The organism is Streptomyces sp. NPDC057137, from assembly GCF_042670825.1.
Lineage (GTDB): Bacteria > Actinomycetota > Actinomycetes > Streptomycetales > Streptomycetaceae > Streptomyces.
The window spans coordinates 84,427-98,868 of the sequence record NZ_JBHUUW010000014.1 but is presented as its reverse complement, the minus strand read 5'-3'; the positions used below and the strand labels follow the sequence as shown (position 1 = coordinate 98,868).

The following is a 14,442-nucleotide window of genomic DNA, read 5'->3' as shown; positions in this document are numbered from 1 at the left end:
ACGGGACGGCGGGGCCCGGTGCCGTATCGGTCAGATCGTGCCCAGCTTGATCAGCGACAGCAGCGCGACCAGCTGGATCGCCGACGCGCCCAGCGCCTTCGGCCACGGCAGGTCGTGCGACCTGCTCACCATCACCGTGAACAGCGCGCCCGCCGCGACCCAGGTGACCCAGCCGAGGATCTGCACCAGGGAGTTCTCGCCGCCCAGGAAGAGCGCGAAGACCAGGCGCGGTGCGTCCGTGACCGACATGATCAGCATCGAGAGGCCGACCGTCGGCTGCCAGGCGCCGTCGCCGCCGAGCTGACGGGCCATGGTGTGGGTGACCGCGCCCAGGATCAGACCGCCGATCACGAAGGCCACGGCCGTCGTCAGGACGTACGGGATGGCCGTCGAGAGGGTGGCGTTGATCGCCTCCTCGCGGGCGCCGTCGAAGCCGAAGATGGCGAGCAGGCCGTAGAGGAACGTCACGACCAGCGCCGGGCCCCAGACCGGGTAGTCGCGCATCTGCCAGAACGTCGCGTTCGGGCGCAGCACGATGCCGCTCAGCAGCTGCTTCCAGTGCAGGCGCGGTCCGGACGGGGCGGGCGCCGCGCCCGCGTGGTACGTCGCGCCGTCGCCGTAGCCGCTCTCGTCCACGCTGAACTGCTGCGTGTGACCAGGGTTGTTGGCGTACGGGTCGTGGCCGCCGTCACCGCCGTGCTGCTGGTTGTACGGGTCGCCGAAGTACTCGGGCTCGCCGTGTCCGCCCTGCTGCCCGCCGTGTCCGCCCGGTCCGGGGTAGCCGTAACCGCCCTGTTGGGGGCCGGGGTGTCCGGCGCCCGTCGGGGGCCACTGCTGCTGCGGAGGGCCCGGCTGTCTGCCGTACGGGGGTGCCGGCTGCCCGCCTCCGTACTGCGGAGGGGGCGCCGCCTGCCGTCCGTACGGCTGCTGCTGCGGGTCCTGCTGACGTGTGCGGTTGTCCCGGCCGCGTCCGATCCTGAATCCAGCCACGTCACCGAACGTACCCGCTTCGGGCGGGCCCGGGGCTGGAGGAGCTGGAACAGGCCAGCCTTTGCGGCCGAGCTGTGACATCCCCTAAGGGGACCCTGGGGGGCTTGCCGCAGGGTCGACGTGGCGTACGCCCGTCCGACTACTTGAGGAAGATCGACGTGCTGAAGGTGAGTGCCGGGCGTCCCGCCGCCTTCCCGGCCTTCCCACCCTTCCCCGACGGGTACAGCGCGATCAGATCCTTCTCCTCGCCCTGGTGCGTGCGCGTCACGGTGAAGTCCGTCGACTCCAGGAGGTCCGTCGTGGGCTCGCCGTCCGCGCCCGGCAGTTTCGGCGCGGGCGGGAGCGCGACCGCCTTGAAGGTGTACGTGCCGCCCGCCTCGTCCGGTCCCTGCGGGCCGCCCAGCAGCAGCTTGCCCTTGGCGGCCTTGCCGGGTTCGTGGGTGCGGGTGGCGTGCACGAGGTCGTCGTAGCCGTCGGCGTCCGTGTCCGCCTTGCCCGTGGGGGCGTAGAGGACGGGGCCGCCGCCGGGGATCGGGGCCGTCGCGGCCTTGGGGGCGCCCGCGCGGCTGAACGGGCCGCGCAGGTAGCTGACCCGGCCCGCGCTCGCGGAGACGGCGAGGTCCGGCTTGCCGTCGCCGTCGAAGTCGCCGCACACCGGGTGGTCGGGCCAGTCGTCGCCGTAGCGCGCCTTGGCGGGGATCTTCAGGACGACCGCCTTGCCCGTGATGCCGTCCGGGCCGCCGAAGAGCAGTTGGAGGGGCACGGGCGGGCGGCCGAGGCCGTCGTACGGCGGGTCCGTGCTCACGATCAGATCGGCGAAGCCGTCCCCGTCCAGGTCGCAGCTCGCCGCCGCGTCGAAGGCGGCCGGAAGGACGCCGTCGGTGGCCGCGCCGTTGGCGGCGGGGCTCAGCGTCTGGCGTACGGCGGGGTCGACGCCGCGCGGTGAGTCGGAGCCGTACACGATGCCGATGCCCGCGTCGTCGCCCTGGACCGCGTCGGGGGCCTTGACCAGGTCGTTCAGGACGAGGTCGCGGAGGCCGTCGCCGTTGAAGTCGGCCGGGACCTCGCTGCCGTCGCCGCGCGGGACGGGGCGCTTCGGTACGGAGGCGTGGCCGGCGAGGGGCGCGGTGTCGCCGTTCTTGGCCTCGCCGCCGGACTCTCCGTCCGAGCCGCTGCAGCCCGTCAGCAGCAGGGCCAGCGCCGTACAGAGGCCGGCGGCGGTCATCACCGCTGTCGTCGCGCCGGTGCCACCGGTACGTATCCGCACGGCCTCATCCACCTACTTCTGTCCCGTTACTTCTGTCCGGTTACTTCTGTCCGGTCACCTGACATCGCTGCCACATGATGCTCCAGTTCGCGCGTTGCGGTAAGGAAACGGACCGATCGCGATCACAGCCCGATCGTCCCGAGCAAGCAAAAGAAAGCCGGACCCGCCCCCGAGGCAGGTCCGGCCGTCCTTCTTGAGGAGGCGATACGTCACGAGGCGTTACGCCACGAGGCGCTACGTCGCCGGCTCCGGTTCCGGCTCGGCCGCCGGCTCCGGGGAGTCCTCCGGGTCCGCCGGTGTCCGCACCGAGTCGAGCAGCAGCTGCGCCACGTCCACGACCTGGAGCGATTCCTTCGCCTGGCCGTCGTTCTTCTTGCCGTTGATCGAGTCGGTCAGCATCACGAGGCAGAACGGGCACGCCGTCGACACGATGTCCGGATTCAGCGAAAGCGCCTCGTCCACCCGCTCGTTGTTGATGCGCTTGCCGATCCGCTCCTCCATCCACATCCGCGCGCCGCCCGCGCCGCAGCAGAAGCCGCGCTCCTTGTGGCGGTGCATCTCCTCGTTACGGAGGCCGGGCACCTTCGCGATGATCTCGCGCGGCGGCGTGTAGACCTTGTTGTGCCGGCCCAGGTAGCAGGGGTCGTGGTAGGTGATCAGACCCTCGACCGGGGTCACCGGGACCAGCTTCTCCTCGTCGACGAGATGCTGGAGCAGCTGGGTGTGGTGGATGACCTCGTACTCGCCGCCGAGCTGCGGGTACTCGTTGGCGATGGTGTTGAAGCAGTGCGGGCAGGTCGCGACGATCTTCTTCGAGGACTTCGGCTTGCGCGTCGACTCGTCTTCGTCGTCCTCGCCGTACGCCATGTTCAGCATCGCGACGTTCTCCTGGCCGAGCTGCTGGAACAGCGGCTCGTTGCCCAGGCGGCGGGCCGAGTCGCCCGTGCACTTCTCGTCGCCGCCCATGATCGCGAACTTCACACCCGCGATGTGCAGCAGTTCGGCGAAGGCCTTCGTGGTCTTCTTGGCGCGGTCTTCGAGCGCGCCCGCGCAGCCGACCCAGTACAGATAGTCGACCTCGGAGAGGTCCTCGACGTCCTGGCCGACGACCGGCACCTCGAAGTCGACCTCCTTCGTCCACTCCAGGCGCTGCTTCTTCTGCAGCCCCCAGGGGTTGCCCTTCTTCTCCAGGTTCTTGAGCATCGTCCCGGCCTCGGAGGGGAACGAACTCTCGATCATCACCTGGTAGCGGCGCATGTCGACGATGTGGTCGATGTGCTCGATGTCGACCGGGCACTGCTCGACACACGCGCCGCACGTGGTGCAGGACCACAGGACGTCCGGGTCGATGACGCCGTTCTCCTCCAGCGTCCCGATCAGCGGGCGCTCGGCCTCCGCGAGGGCGGCGGCGGGCACGTCCTTCAACGCCTCCGCCGACGCCTTCTCCTCGCCCTCCATGGTCTTGCCGCCGCCGGCCAGCAGATACGGCGCCTTGGCGTGCGCGTGGTCGCGCAGCGACATGATCAGGAGCTTCGGCGAGAGCGGCTTGCCGGTGTTCCAGGCGGGGCACTGCGACTGGCAGCGACCGCACTCGGTGCACGTGGAGAAGTCGAGGATGCCCTTCCAGGAGAACTGCTCGACCTGCGAGACGCCGAAGACGTCGTCGTCCCCCGGGTCCTCGAAGTCGATCTCCTTGCCGCCCGACACCATCGGCCTGAGCGCGCCCAGCGCCGTACCGCCGTCGGACTCGCGCTTGAACCAGATGTTCGGGAAGGCGAGGAAGCGGTGCCAGGCGACGCCCATGGTGGTGTTGAGGCCCAGGGTGATCGCCCAGATCATCGTCACGCCGAGCTTGATCATGGCGGTCAGATAGACCAGGTTCTGCAGCGTGCCGAGGCTGAGGTCCTTGAAGGCCAGGACCAGCGGATACGAGACCCAGTACGCCGCGTCGTAGCTCTCGACGTGGTGCAGGGCGCCTTCGAGGCCACGCAGGATCAGGATCGCGAGGCCGATGGTGAGGATCACGTACTCGACGAAGTACGCCTGCCAGGCCGTCGAGCCGGCGAAGCGCGACTTGCGGCCGGCCCGCGAGGGCAGGTTGAGCAGCCGGATCGCGATCAGTACGAGGATGCCGACGGTCGTGGCCAGCGCGATGAACTCGATGTAGATCTCGTACGGCAGGAAGGTGCCGATCCACGGGATGATCCAGTCGGCCTGGAACAGCTGGCCGTACGCGTTGACGATCGTCAGTCCGAGCGTCAGGAAGCCGATGGCGACGAACCAGTGCGCGAAGCCGACGACGCCCCAGCGGTTCATCCGCGTGTGGCCGAGGAACTCCTTGGCCAGGGTGATCGTGCGCGCTCTGGGGTCGTCGGTGCGGCTGCCGGCCGGGACGGGCGAGCCGAGCTTCACGAACCGGTAGATCTCGGCGACGGCTCGGGCGATGAGCGCGACGCCGACCACGGTCAGCACCAGCGACACGATGATCGCGGCGAGTTGCATTGGGGGCTCCTCGGGCCTGCGAGGGTGGGAAGAACAGCACCACGGCAGTGGTACTGGCAGTGACCACCAGTGGTGGCTACTACCGAGGGTGCTACTAAGCGGTAACTTAATCGGTTTGTGCTGAGGGTACCCAGTTATCCCGCCGCACTGTAGCCGCGCGGTCGGTGATCTGTGTCGCTGAGGTGACCCTGAGCGGGGATCCGTGGCGCGGCGGCGCCCGCGCCGTACGGGGCGGCCGCGACGGCCGGTGTGCGGACGAGGATCGCCAGGTCGAGGCCGATCCAGTGGTGCTCCACGTAGTGCTGATCGAGCAGCGCGGGCTCGTCCCACGGCCACGGGGAGCGGCGGCGCACCTGGGCGAGGCCGGTGAGCCCCGGCCGTACGAACTGCCGCCAGGGCGCGGCGGTCCTGGGGTCGCCGGGCGCCAGCGGCGCGGGGCCGACGAGGGACATCTCGCCCCGTACGACATGGGGCAGGCGTGACAGCAGGTCGAGCCGGTGGCGGCGGGTGGCCAGTGAGTGGACGGTGAACACGCGGCCGTCCAGACCGACGCGGCGCTCGTGGGTGAAGGCGCCGCCGGGGTGCCGGGCGGACAGCGTGAGGGTGGCGGCGACGGCGGCCAGCAGGGGCGCCGTCAGCATCAGTAGGAGGGCGCCGAGCGTCAGGTCGAGCAGGCGCTTGGGGTCCAGATCCAGGACCGAATCCAGGACCCGACCCGGGGCCCGACCCAGGACCCGACTTGTGACCCGACCCGGGACCCGATCCAGGTCCGGACGCAGGTTCGGAACCACAGGACCTCCCTGACCGTTGTAGGCGACATCGGGGCTTTTGCGTAACGCTTGCCGACCGATGGTGTCGTAGTAGGTGAGAGAAGTTCCGAAGGCGCGCGGACCTGCGGGAACCGCGCCGTTTCCCTGCTGTTCCCGGAAGTCGGGCCGCACGATAGTTGAGTCTGCTCGACTCAGCTCTGTTGACGCATGAGGATCAGTCGTGCATCCTTGAGTCTGTTCCACTCAAGTCAGCTGGAGGAATCGAAATGGCACGTGCGGTCGGCATCGACCTGGGCACGACTAACTCCGTCGTCAGCGTTCTCGAAGGCGGCGAGCCCACCGTCATCACCAACGCCGAAGGCGCCAGGACCACGCCGTCCGTCGTCGCCTTCGCCAAGAACGGCGAGGTGCTCGTCGGAGAGGTCGCCAAGCGCCAGGCAGTCACGAACGTCGACAGGACCATCCGGTCGGTCAAGCGCCACATGGGCACCGACTGGAAGATCAATCTCGACGGCAAGGACTTCAACCCGCAGCAGATGTCCGCGTTCGTCCTTCAGAAGCTGAAGCGCGACGCGGAGTCCTACCTCGGTGAGAAGGTCGTGGACGCGGTCATCACCGTCCCGGCGTACTTCAACGACTCCGAGCGCCAGGCCACGAAGGAGGCCGGCGAGATCGCGGGCCTCAACGTCCTGCGTATCGTCAACGAGCCGACGGCCGCCGCGCTGGCGTACGGGCTCGACAAGGACGACCAGACGATCCTCGTCTTCGACCTCGGCGGCGGCACCTTCGACGTGTCGCTCCTGGAGATCGGTGACGGCGTCGTCGAGGTGAAGGCCACCAACGGTGACAACCACCTCGGTGGTGACGACTGGGACCAGCGTGTCGTCGACTACCTGGTGAAGCAGTTCGCCAACGGTCACGGCGTGGACCTGGCCAAGGACAAGATGGCTCTCCAGCGTCTCCGCGAGGCCGCGGAGAAGGCGAAGATCGAGCTGTCGTCCTCCACCGAGACCACGATCAACCTGCCGTACATCACGGCGTCCGCCGAAGGCCCGCTGCACCTGGACGAGAAGCTCACGCGCTCGCAGTTCCAGCAGCTCACGGCCGACCTGCTGGAGCGCTGCAAGACCCCGTTCCACAACGTCATCAAGGACGCCGGTATCGCGCTGTCCGAGATCGACCACGTGGTCCTGGTCGGTGGCTCCACGCGTATGCCCGCCGTCGCCGAGATCGTCAAGGAGCTCACCGGCGGCCGTGACGCCAACAAGGGCGTCAACCCGGACGAGGTCGTGGCCATCGGTGCCGCGCTCCAGGCCGGTGTCCTCAAGGGCGAGGTCAAGGACGTCCTGCTGCTCGACGTCACCCCGCTGTCTCTTGGTATCGAGACCAAGGGCGGCATCATGACCAAGCTCATCGAGCGCAACACGACGATCCCGACGAAGCGCTCCGAGATCTTCACGACGGCCGAGGACAACCAGCCGTCGGTGCAGATCCAGGTCTACCAGGGCGAGCGCGAGATCGCGGCGTACAACAAGAAGCTCGGAATGTTCGAGCTGACCGGTCTGCCGCCCGCCCCGCGCGGTGTGCCGCAGATCGAGGTCGCCTTCGACATCGACGCCAACGGCATCATGCACGTGGCCGCGAAGGACCTCGGCACCGGCAAGGAGCAGAAGATGACCGTCACCGGTGGCTCCTCGCTGCCGAAGGACGAGGTCAACCGGATGCGCGAAGAGGCCGAGCAGTACGCGGACGAGGACCACCGCCGTCGCGAGGCCGCCGAGACCCGCAACCAGGCCGAACAGCTCGTCTACCAGACGGAGAAGTTCCTCAAGGACAACGAGGACAAGGTCCCCGGTGACGTGAAGGAAGAGGTCGAGACCTCCATCGGCGAGCTGAAGGAGAAGCTCAAGGGTGAGGACACGGCCGAGATCCGCACGGCGACGGAGAAGGTCGCGGCCGTCTCGCAGAAGCTCGGCCAGGCGATGTACGCCAACGCGCAGGCCGACGGCGCCGGCAACGACGCCCCGGGCACGGAGCAGGCCGGTCCCGCCGGCGGCACCGACGGCGCGGACGACGTCGTGGACGCCGAGATCGTCGACGACGAGAAGCCCAAGAAGGACGGTGCCGCGTGACGGAGGAGACTCCGGGCTTCGAAGAGGAGCCCGACGTCCCTTCAGGCGCCACCCCCGAAGACGCCGCGCCGAAGGCCGCCGAGCCGGACTCCGCCAAGGAGCCGGGCCCGGCGGCCCCCCCGGCAGGGGACGTACAGCAAGACGCGACACAGACCGCGCTGATCGCTCAGCTGGACCAGGTCCGTATGGCGCTCAGTGAGCGCACGGCAGACCTCCAGCGGCTTCAGGCCGAGTATCAGAACTACCGCCGCCGGGTCGAGCGGGACCGGGTCACGGTCAAGGAGATCGCTGTCGCGAGCCTCCTGACCGAGCTGCTGCCCGTGCTCGACGACATCGGGCGCGCCCGGGAGCACGCCGAGCTGGTGGGCGGGTTCAAGTCGGTGGCGGAATCGCTGGAGACGGTGGCCGCGAAGATGGGCCTCCAGCAGTTCGGCAAGGAGGGCGAGCCCTTCGACCCGACGATCCACGAGGCCCTGATGCACAGCTACGCACCGGATGTCACCGAGGACACGTGCGTCGCGATCCTGCAGCCTGGGTACCGGTTCGGCGAGCGGACCATCAGGCCCGCGCGCGTCGCCGTGGCGGAGCCCCAGCCGGGGGCCCAGCCCGGGGAGAAGGCATCGAGTGCCGACGAGCCGGACACGGACGAGGAGAGCGGTGGCCCGGACGAGGGCTGACGTGCGGACCGGCGGTTCGGGACGTGCCGACGGCGGTACGGATGGGCAGTACGCATGACAGGCAGTACGCATGCGGCACGCATGACGGGCAGTGAGGAGGGACGTCGGGAATGAGTACCAAGGACTTCGTGGAGAAGGACTACTACAAGGTTCTCGGCGTCCCCAAGGACGCCACCGAGGCCGAGATCAAGAAGGCGTACCGGAAGCTCGCCCGCGAGTTCCACCCGGACGCCAACAAGGGCGACGCCAAGGCCGAGGAGCGCTTCAAGGAGATCTCCGAGGCCAACGACGTGCTCGGCGACCCCAAGCGGCGCAAGGAGTACGACGAGGCGCGCTCGCTCTTCGGCAACGGGGGCGGCTTCCGGGCCGGCCCCGGCGCCGGTGGCAACGGCGGGTCCTTCAACTTCGACCTGGGCGACCTCTTCGGAGGCGGCCCCCAGGGCGGCGGAGGGACGCAGGGCGGCCAGGGTGGCGCCGGCGGCTTCGGCGGCGGACTCGGGGACGTGTTCGGCGGCCTCTTCAACAGAGGCGGTCCCGGCACCGGTACACGTACCCAGCCGCGCCGCGGCCAGGACATCGAGTCCGAGGTGACGCTCAGCTTCACCGAGGCGGTCGACGGGGCCACGGTCCCGCTGCGGATGTCCAGCCAGGCGCCCTGCAAGGCGTGTTCGGGCACCGGCGACAAGAACGGCTCGCCGCGGGTCTGCCCGACCTGCGTCGGCACCGGACAGGTGTCGCGCGGCACGGGCGGCGGCTTCTCGCTGACCGACCCGTGCGTGGACTGCAAGGGCCGTGGGCTGATCGCCCAGGACCCCTGCGACGTCTGCAAGGGCAGCGGCCGTGCCAGGTCCTCGAAGACCATGCAGGTCCGCATCCCGGCGGGCGTCAGCGACGGCCAGCGGATCCGGCTGCGCGGCAAGGGCGCTCCCGGCGAGCGCGGCGGTCCGGCGGGCGATCTGTACGTGGTGGTCCACGTCGGCGCGCACCCGGTCTTCGGCCGCAAGGACGACAACCTCACCGTCACCGTGCCGGTCACCTTCGTGGAGGCGGCGCTCGGCGGCGAGGTCAAGGTCCCGACGCTGGGTGGTCCCCCCGTCACCCTGAAACTGCCCGCGGGCACGCCCAACGGCCGTACGATGCGCGCCCGGGGGAAGGGTGCCGTACGTAAGGACGGCAGCCGTGGCGACCTCCTGGTCACCGTCGAGGTGGTCGTCCCCAAGGATCTCGGCGCCGAGGCCCGTGACGCGCTGGAGAGTTACCGGAAGGCGACCGTGGGGGAGAACCCGCGGGACGAGCTGTTCCAGGCAGCGAAGGGAGCGTGACTCCAATGGACGGGGTCGGGCGGCGTCGACCGCACTCATCGTTCAACCGAGCCTTTGAGCTGACCGAAGAGTCACCGGTGTACGTCATCTCGGTGGCGGCTCAGCTGTCCGGGCTGCATCCGCAGACGCTGCGCCAGTACGACCGGCTGGGCCTGGTCTCGCCGGACCGTACGGCGGGCCGCGGCAGGCGTTACTCGGCGCGCGACATCGAACTGCTCCGCCAGGTGCAGCAGTTGTCGCAGGACGAGGGCATCAACCTGGCGGGCATCAAGCGCATCATCGAGCTGGAGAACCAGGTCGCGGCGCTTCAGTCGCGCGTGGCCGAACTCGGCGCGGCGGTGGACGGCGCGGCGGCGGCGATGCGCCAGCGCGAGGCCCAGGTCCACGCGTCGTACCGGCGGGACCTGGTGCCGTACCAGGACATACAGCAGACGAGCGCGCTGGTGGTGTGGCGGCCGAAGCCGAAGCTGTCGTCGGACTAGTCGCTCGGCTGCGGGACGACTGTCTTCCCGCAGCGGGCCATGAGCCCGTCGTCCCCGGAGGATTCCGGGGACGACGGGCTTTTGTTCTGCTCCGGGACCAGCCCGACTCGCTACGGTAAGTCGCAGCACGATCGCTCTTAGCGCACGATTGTGCCCGCTTGTGTCCTGGTTTAACACCCTCCGCTTTCTGCAGTGCAGCAAGATGACGGTGGTGTGCGAGTTGCTCCTGGGAGAGCCTGAACGCGGCAAGTGACTCACCGGAAGACACCAGGAAATTCTGGTGAACTCCGGTTGATTTCAGCTGCCTTGGCGATGCCGCCGGTTCCCTCCGGAATCGGCGGAACAGGCTCTGAGAGGGAATCCCATGGAATGGAAGAAGAAGTCCGCGTCCGTATTTTCGGCCCTGGCGATAGCCGGCGCCGGGATGATGGCCGCGGCGCCTCCGGCCGCGGCGGCGCCCGGGGACTGTCCGGCGGCGAGACTCTGTATCTACGACGGCACCAACTTCAGTGGTGACCGGATCACCAGCGCCAGCACCAACGCCTGTTTCACCCCCTGGGACACCGCCGCGTTCGGTTCCATCCACTCCTACGTCAACAACGGGCCGGTGACCGCCAGGGTCTTCGACCAGGTCGGCACCCTGGTCCGTACGATGCCGGCCGGTGGGTTCAGCAGCAACATCGGCACTCCCGTCGGCGGAGGGTCGTCCGACCACGTCTGCCTGGGGAACGCGCGCCCCTGAACCGCCTGCTGGTGAGCTGACAGAAGCTGCGACGCCGCGTCCCGTTTCCGGGGCGCGGCGTCTGCCTTTCCCGGTGCGCCAGGAACTCCGTGCCGAGGTGGAAGTTCTCAGTGGGGGGCCACCGACGGGCTGCCCGTTTCGGGTTCGACCAGGTCGGACTGGACGAGCAGGGCGCCGAGGTGGGTGCGGCTGGAGGCGTTGAGGGCCTGCATCAGTTTGGCTATGTGGGAGCGGCAGGTGCGGACGCTGATGCCCATTCTGCGGGCCACGGCCTCGTCGGTGGTTCCCTCGACGAGGAGCCGGGCGATGCTGCGCTGGACGGCGGTGACGGAGGTGTCAGGAGAGACGGCGGGCGGGCGCTCGGTCATGGGGGTGGCCTGGGACCAGAGGACCTCGTAGACCTGGACAAGATAGGTGATCAGGGCCGGGTGCCGGATCTCCAGGGCCGTATGGCGGTTGGCGCTGGCAGGGATGAAGGCCACGGCGCGGTCGACGATGATCAGGCGCTCGACGGTCTGCTCGACCGTGCGCACCTCCAGCCGGTCGGCCGGCACGTGCTCCAGGTACTCCTTGATGTGCGGGCTGTAGCGCGCCGGATGCTGGTACAAGTGCCTTAATCGGGCGCCTCGTTCGATCGCGGCCAGGGAGCGGGACAGCCCCGCCATCATGAGTTTGCGCCCCCGGCTGAAGCCCGGCTGGACCGTCAGGATCTCCTGCGTCGCCGCGCGGGCGGCCTCGCCGACCTTCGCGTCGATCAGCACATGCCCGTCGAGCATGGTGATGGAGAGGTTGGGGTCCTCGGCGGCGACGGCGCTCAGCGGCGCCAGTGAGTTGACCAGGGAGGCGCTGAGTTCTACGCGTTCGTGGATCTCGCGCGTGATGGGCTGGAGGAGGTGCGCCAGGGCCGCGGACGGCAGCACCGGGGACATCCATGCCTCGTCCAGGGGGTCGGGGTGCAGCAGCGCCATGTCGACGAGACAGGGTGCCGGCGTCAGTGCGGCGCGAGTGATCCGCCCTCTGCGCAGCGCCTCGGTGTAGAGCCCGATCGCCGTCTCGCACAGCTCCCGGTCACCGTGAGGATGGTGCGTCTGATTCTCCATGGTTTCGTCTACTTTGACACCCCCCGTTTTGTGCAGTGCAGCAAGATGACGGTGGTGAAATCCTAGTCGGTCGAGGAGGGTTGGTGACGGTTGGGAGTGGCCAGCTCCTTGATCGCATCCCGGCCGTGGCCGCGTCTCCCCTCGATGCGGTCACGGTCTCCCTCCCCTCGATTTTCCTGGTCGTCCGCCCCGGATGTGATGTCTTCGGAAGGCTCAGTGGTCGTGGTCCAGAATGCCCGACTGGGCGATGAGATAGCCGAGTTGGGCACGGCTGCCGCTGCCGAGCGTGGTGCTGAGCTTGGCGATGTGCGCACGGCAGGTGCGGACGTTCATGCCCAGTCGGCGTGCGATCGCCTCGTCCACGTAGCCGTCGATGAGGAGTTTGGCGATGGAGCGCTGGATGCTGGTGATGCCGTCGATCTCCGGCGCGTACGACAACTGTTGGTCCCAGGGCGTGGCGTGGAGCCAGAACTGCTCGAAGACACCGACGAGATACTGCACGAGCCCTTCGTGGCGCAGCTCCAGCGCGATCCGGCGATCGCTGCGGGCGGGTACGAACGCCACTTTGCGGTCGACGATGATGAGGCGCTCGATGATCTCCTCAAGCGTTCGCACCTCCACTCCGTGCGGCGCGACCAGTTCTACGTAGGCCAGCGTGGCGGGGTGATGACGGGCGGTGTTCTGGTACAGGGTCCGCATCTTCACACCGCTGTCGATCAGGGGGCGGACCCGGCGCAGGGCCTCCTCCTGATGGCCCGGCTTCCGTCCGCTGCCGGGCTGGACCGTGAGCAGCTCCTCGGTGCACTCCGCGGTGACCCGGTCCAGGGTGGAGTTGATGAGGCTCAGCCCTTCCAGCACGGTGATCGCGTGCGTGGCTGACGGGTCCATGGCGGTGAGGGTCATGAACGGTTCGAAGGTCTCCGCCAGCGACATGGCGAGCTGCCGCCGCTCCTGGATCTCACGCTCAAGAGGATGCGTGAGCTGGTTGAGGGCGATCGTCGGGGACACGGGGCGGAGCCACAGGGGGTCGTCCGGATCCGGGCGCAGCAGTGCCAGAGCGAGCAGGCAGGGTGCGTTCTCCGCCTCTGTCCTGGACAGCCGGCCGGAACGTAGTGCCGCCGCGTAGAGGTTCTTGCCGGCTTCGCACAGTTCGCCCGGCCCATGCTTATGTCCGTCAATTCCCTGACTTGACTGCATTTGCCACCCCCTCAGGGTCCTGAATTACAGGAACATGATGCCCGTGCTCGCTGGTGGAAGCGTTCGGCGTGGGCCATCGTCTTAGTCGCGGGGGGAGGATAGTGATCAGAATGGGGTGGAGATCGTCCATGAAGAGGATGGCTCGCGCAATTTGCGTACTTGCTTTTGCGGTGGCCGTGACGGGTTCACTCGTCGCGGGTAGCGCGCCCTCGGCGGGCAGTGCGTCTGTGTCCGCTGTCAAGGCTCTGCCGGGCGATCCCTCCTGGGACAGCGCACCGGTGGACTTGGGCGCATGACTGTCCCGCCGGACGACAGGGTCTTTCGGCGTGAGATGGCCTCGGCCTACCGGTCCGGATGGCACTTCATCGATCTCGTCACGGCGATCCCACACCGTGGTGACTCGCTGATGGTCACCCTGTTCGGAGAGCCCGTGGTCGTCGTCCGCGAGGAGGACGAGGACGTCCGTGCCTACCGGTGTCTGAGGAAGCCTCGGGGGGCGCCGCAGCCCGTACGCTGCGCGATTCGGTACGACATGATTTTCGTCAATCTTGACCAGCGTGACCACCAGCTGGTCGAACCACAGACCATTTCCGCCACCCCCCGCAGTGCCTGAGCGATTCCCCCGTCGTAGTAGATCGCTCCGGCACTTCCCCCACACAGCGGCGCCATCGTGGACCTGAAACGCGATGGCGCCGCTGTGCTGCCCGCGTGCGGGGCGGCCGGGCGGTGCGCCGCGAGGTGGCCGGCCGGGGCGCGCGCCGCGGCGTGGCGGCCTGCGCGGTGGGCGGGTCATCCTCTGCCGAGCGTGCGGTCGACGGCGATCTCGATGACGATCCGGTCCGGATTGGGCCCCGGCGCGCGCTCGTAGCGGGCCGCGTAACGGCCTACGGCGTCCGCCACCCGATCGGGCTCCGTCCGCACCGTCGCGAGGCCCTCAAGCGTCGCCCAGCGCCTCCCGTGGACCTGGCAGACCGCGACCCGCCCTCCGTCGGGGCCCGCCGCCAGGATGTTGGCGACCTTGGTGGAGTGCTTGCCGGTGATGACACGTGCCAACCCGGTCTCCGGCTCGTACGTCACGCCCACCGGCACCACATGCGGCGTGCCGTCCGGCCGGAGCGTGGTCAGGGTGCACAGGTGGCGCTCCCGCCAGAAGGCGAGATAGTCGGCGTCGGGATCGCGTACGTCTTGGGCCATGCCGGAAGAATAGGCGCGTAATGGCCTCGAAGGTGTGGCGCGGCGGGAGTTGATCGGTCCGTCCGGT

The 14,442-nt window shown here is 68.8% G+C and carries 13 protein-coding genes; 6 read left to right on the top strand and 7 right to left on the bottom strand.

Annotated elements, in window-relative coordinates; all coding sequences use genetic code 11:
• Window positions 1-30 precede the first annotated feature (30 nt).
• From ACFT9I_RS14760 to ACFT9I_RS14745, 4 genes are all read right to left on the bottom strand, one after another.
• Entirely contained in the window at window positions 31-990 is a 960-nt protein-coding gene (locus ACFT9I_RS14760; protein WP_382564184.1) for a Yip1 family protein, read from the bottom strand.
• A gap of 139 nt (window positions 991-1,129) precedes the next feature.
• The gene (locus ACFT9I_RS14755; protein ID WP_382564301.1) at window positions 1,130-2,215 is read right to left on the bottom strand and encodes an FG-GAP repeat domain-containing protein; all 1,086 of its coding nucleotides are present in this window, start codon (window positions 2,213-2,215) and stop codon (window positions 1,130-1,132) included.
• 276 nt (window positions 2,216-2,491) lie between these two features.
• The gene (locus ACFT9I_RS14750; protein WP_382564183.1) at window positions 2,492-4,759 is read right to left on the bottom strand and encodes a heterodisulfide reductase-related iron-sulfur binding cluster; all 2,268 of its coding nucleotides are present in this window, start codon (window positions 4,757-4,759) and stop codon (window positions 2,492-2,494) included.
• A 134-nt stretch (window positions 4,760-4,893) separates the two neighbouring features.
• Window positions 4,894-5,400, bottom strand: coding sequence for a sugar transferase (locus ACFT9I_RS14745; protein ID WP_382564181.1), 507 nt, complete (start codon window positions 5,398-5,400; stop codon window positions 4,894-4,896).
• A gap of 395 nt (window positions 5,401-5,795) precedes the next feature.
• Between ACFT9I_RS14745 and dnaK the strand changes: the two genes are divergently transcribed.
• The 5 genes from dnaK (at window position 5,796) to ACFT9I_RS14720 (ending at window position 10,884) form a co-directional block, all read left to right on the top strand.
• Window positions 5,796-7,661 carry a molecular chaperone DnaK gene (gene dnaK, locus ACFT9I_RS14740; RefSeq protein ID WP_382564179.1) on the top strand — a complete coding sequence of 622 codons (1,866 nt, stop codon included), beginning with the start codon at window positions 5,796-5,798 and terminating at the stop codon, window positions 7,659-7,661.
• Window positions 7,658-8,338 (top strand): nucleotide exchange factor GrpE, encoded by a 681-nt coding sequence (gene grpE, locus ACFT9I_RS14735; RefSeq protein ID WP_382564178.1) that lies wholly within the window; start codon window positions 7,658-7,660, stop codon window positions 8,336-8,338. The genes dnaK and grpE overlap by 4 nt, the downstream gene beginning before the upstream one ends.
• Before the next feature lie 110 nt (window positions 8,339-8,448).
• A complete protein-coding gene (gene dnaJ / locus ACFT9I_RS14730; protein ID WP_382564177.1) occupies window positions 8,449-9,660 on the top strand; it encodes a molecular chaperone DnaJ in 1,212 nt (403 codons plus the stop codon).
• 5 nt (window positions 9,661-9,665) lie between these two features.
• Window positions 9,666-10,142 carry a heat shock protein transcriptional repressor HspR gene (locus ACFT9I_RS14725; protein ID WP_382564175.1) on the top strand — a complete coding sequence of 159 codons (477 nt, stop codon included), beginning with the start codon at window positions 9,666-9,668 and terminating at the stop codon, window positions 10,140-10,142.
• Between the two features lie 364 nt (window positions 10,143-10,506).
• Entirely contained in the window at window positions 10,507-10,884 is a 378-nt protein-coding gene (locus ACFT9I_RS14720; protein WP_382564174.1) for a peptidase inhibitor family I36 protein, read from the top strand.
• A 107-nt stretch (window positions 10,885-10,991) separates the two neighbouring features.
• Here ACFT9I_RS14720 and ACFT9I_RS14715 read toward each other — a convergent pair whose 3' ends face one another.
• Both ACFT9I_RS14715 and ACFT9I_RS14710 read right to left on the bottom strand, forming a co-directional pair.
• On the bottom strand, window positions 10,992-11,984 hold the full coding sequence (locus ACFT9I_RS14715) for a LuxR C-terminal-related transcriptional regulator (protein WP_382564172.1): 993 nt from the start codon (window positions 11,982-11,984) through the stop codon (window positions 10,992-10,994).
• A 213-nt stretch (window positions 11,985-12,197) separates the two neighbouring features.
• A complete protein-coding gene (locus ACFT9I_RS14710) occupies window positions 12,198-13,181 on the bottom strand; it encodes a helix-turn-helix transcriptional regulator (RefSeq protein ID WP_382564171.1) in 984 nt (327 codons plus the stop codon).
• 292 nt (window positions 13,182-13,473) lie between these two features.
• Here ACFT9I_RS14710 and ACFT9I_RS14705 point away from each other — a divergent pair, with 292 nt between their 5' ends.
• A complete protein-coding gene (locus ACFT9I_RS14705) occupies window positions 13,474-13,794 on the top strand; it encodes a hypothetical protein (protein WP_023539836.1) in 321 nt (106 codons plus the stop codon).
• A gap of 176 nt (window positions 13,795-13,970) precedes the next feature.
• Here the strand turns inward: ACFT9I_RS14705 and ACFT9I_RS14700 are convergent, their stop codons facing one another.
• Window positions 13,971-14,375 carry a pyridoxamine 5'-phosphate oxidase family protein gene (locus ACFT9I_RS14700; RefSeq protein ID WP_382564168.1) on the bottom strand — a complete coding sequence of 135 codons (405 nt, stop codon included), beginning with the start codon at window positions 14,373-14,375 and terminating at the stop codon, window positions 13,971-13,973.
• Between the last annotated feature and the right edge of the window lie 67 nt (window positions 14,376-14,442).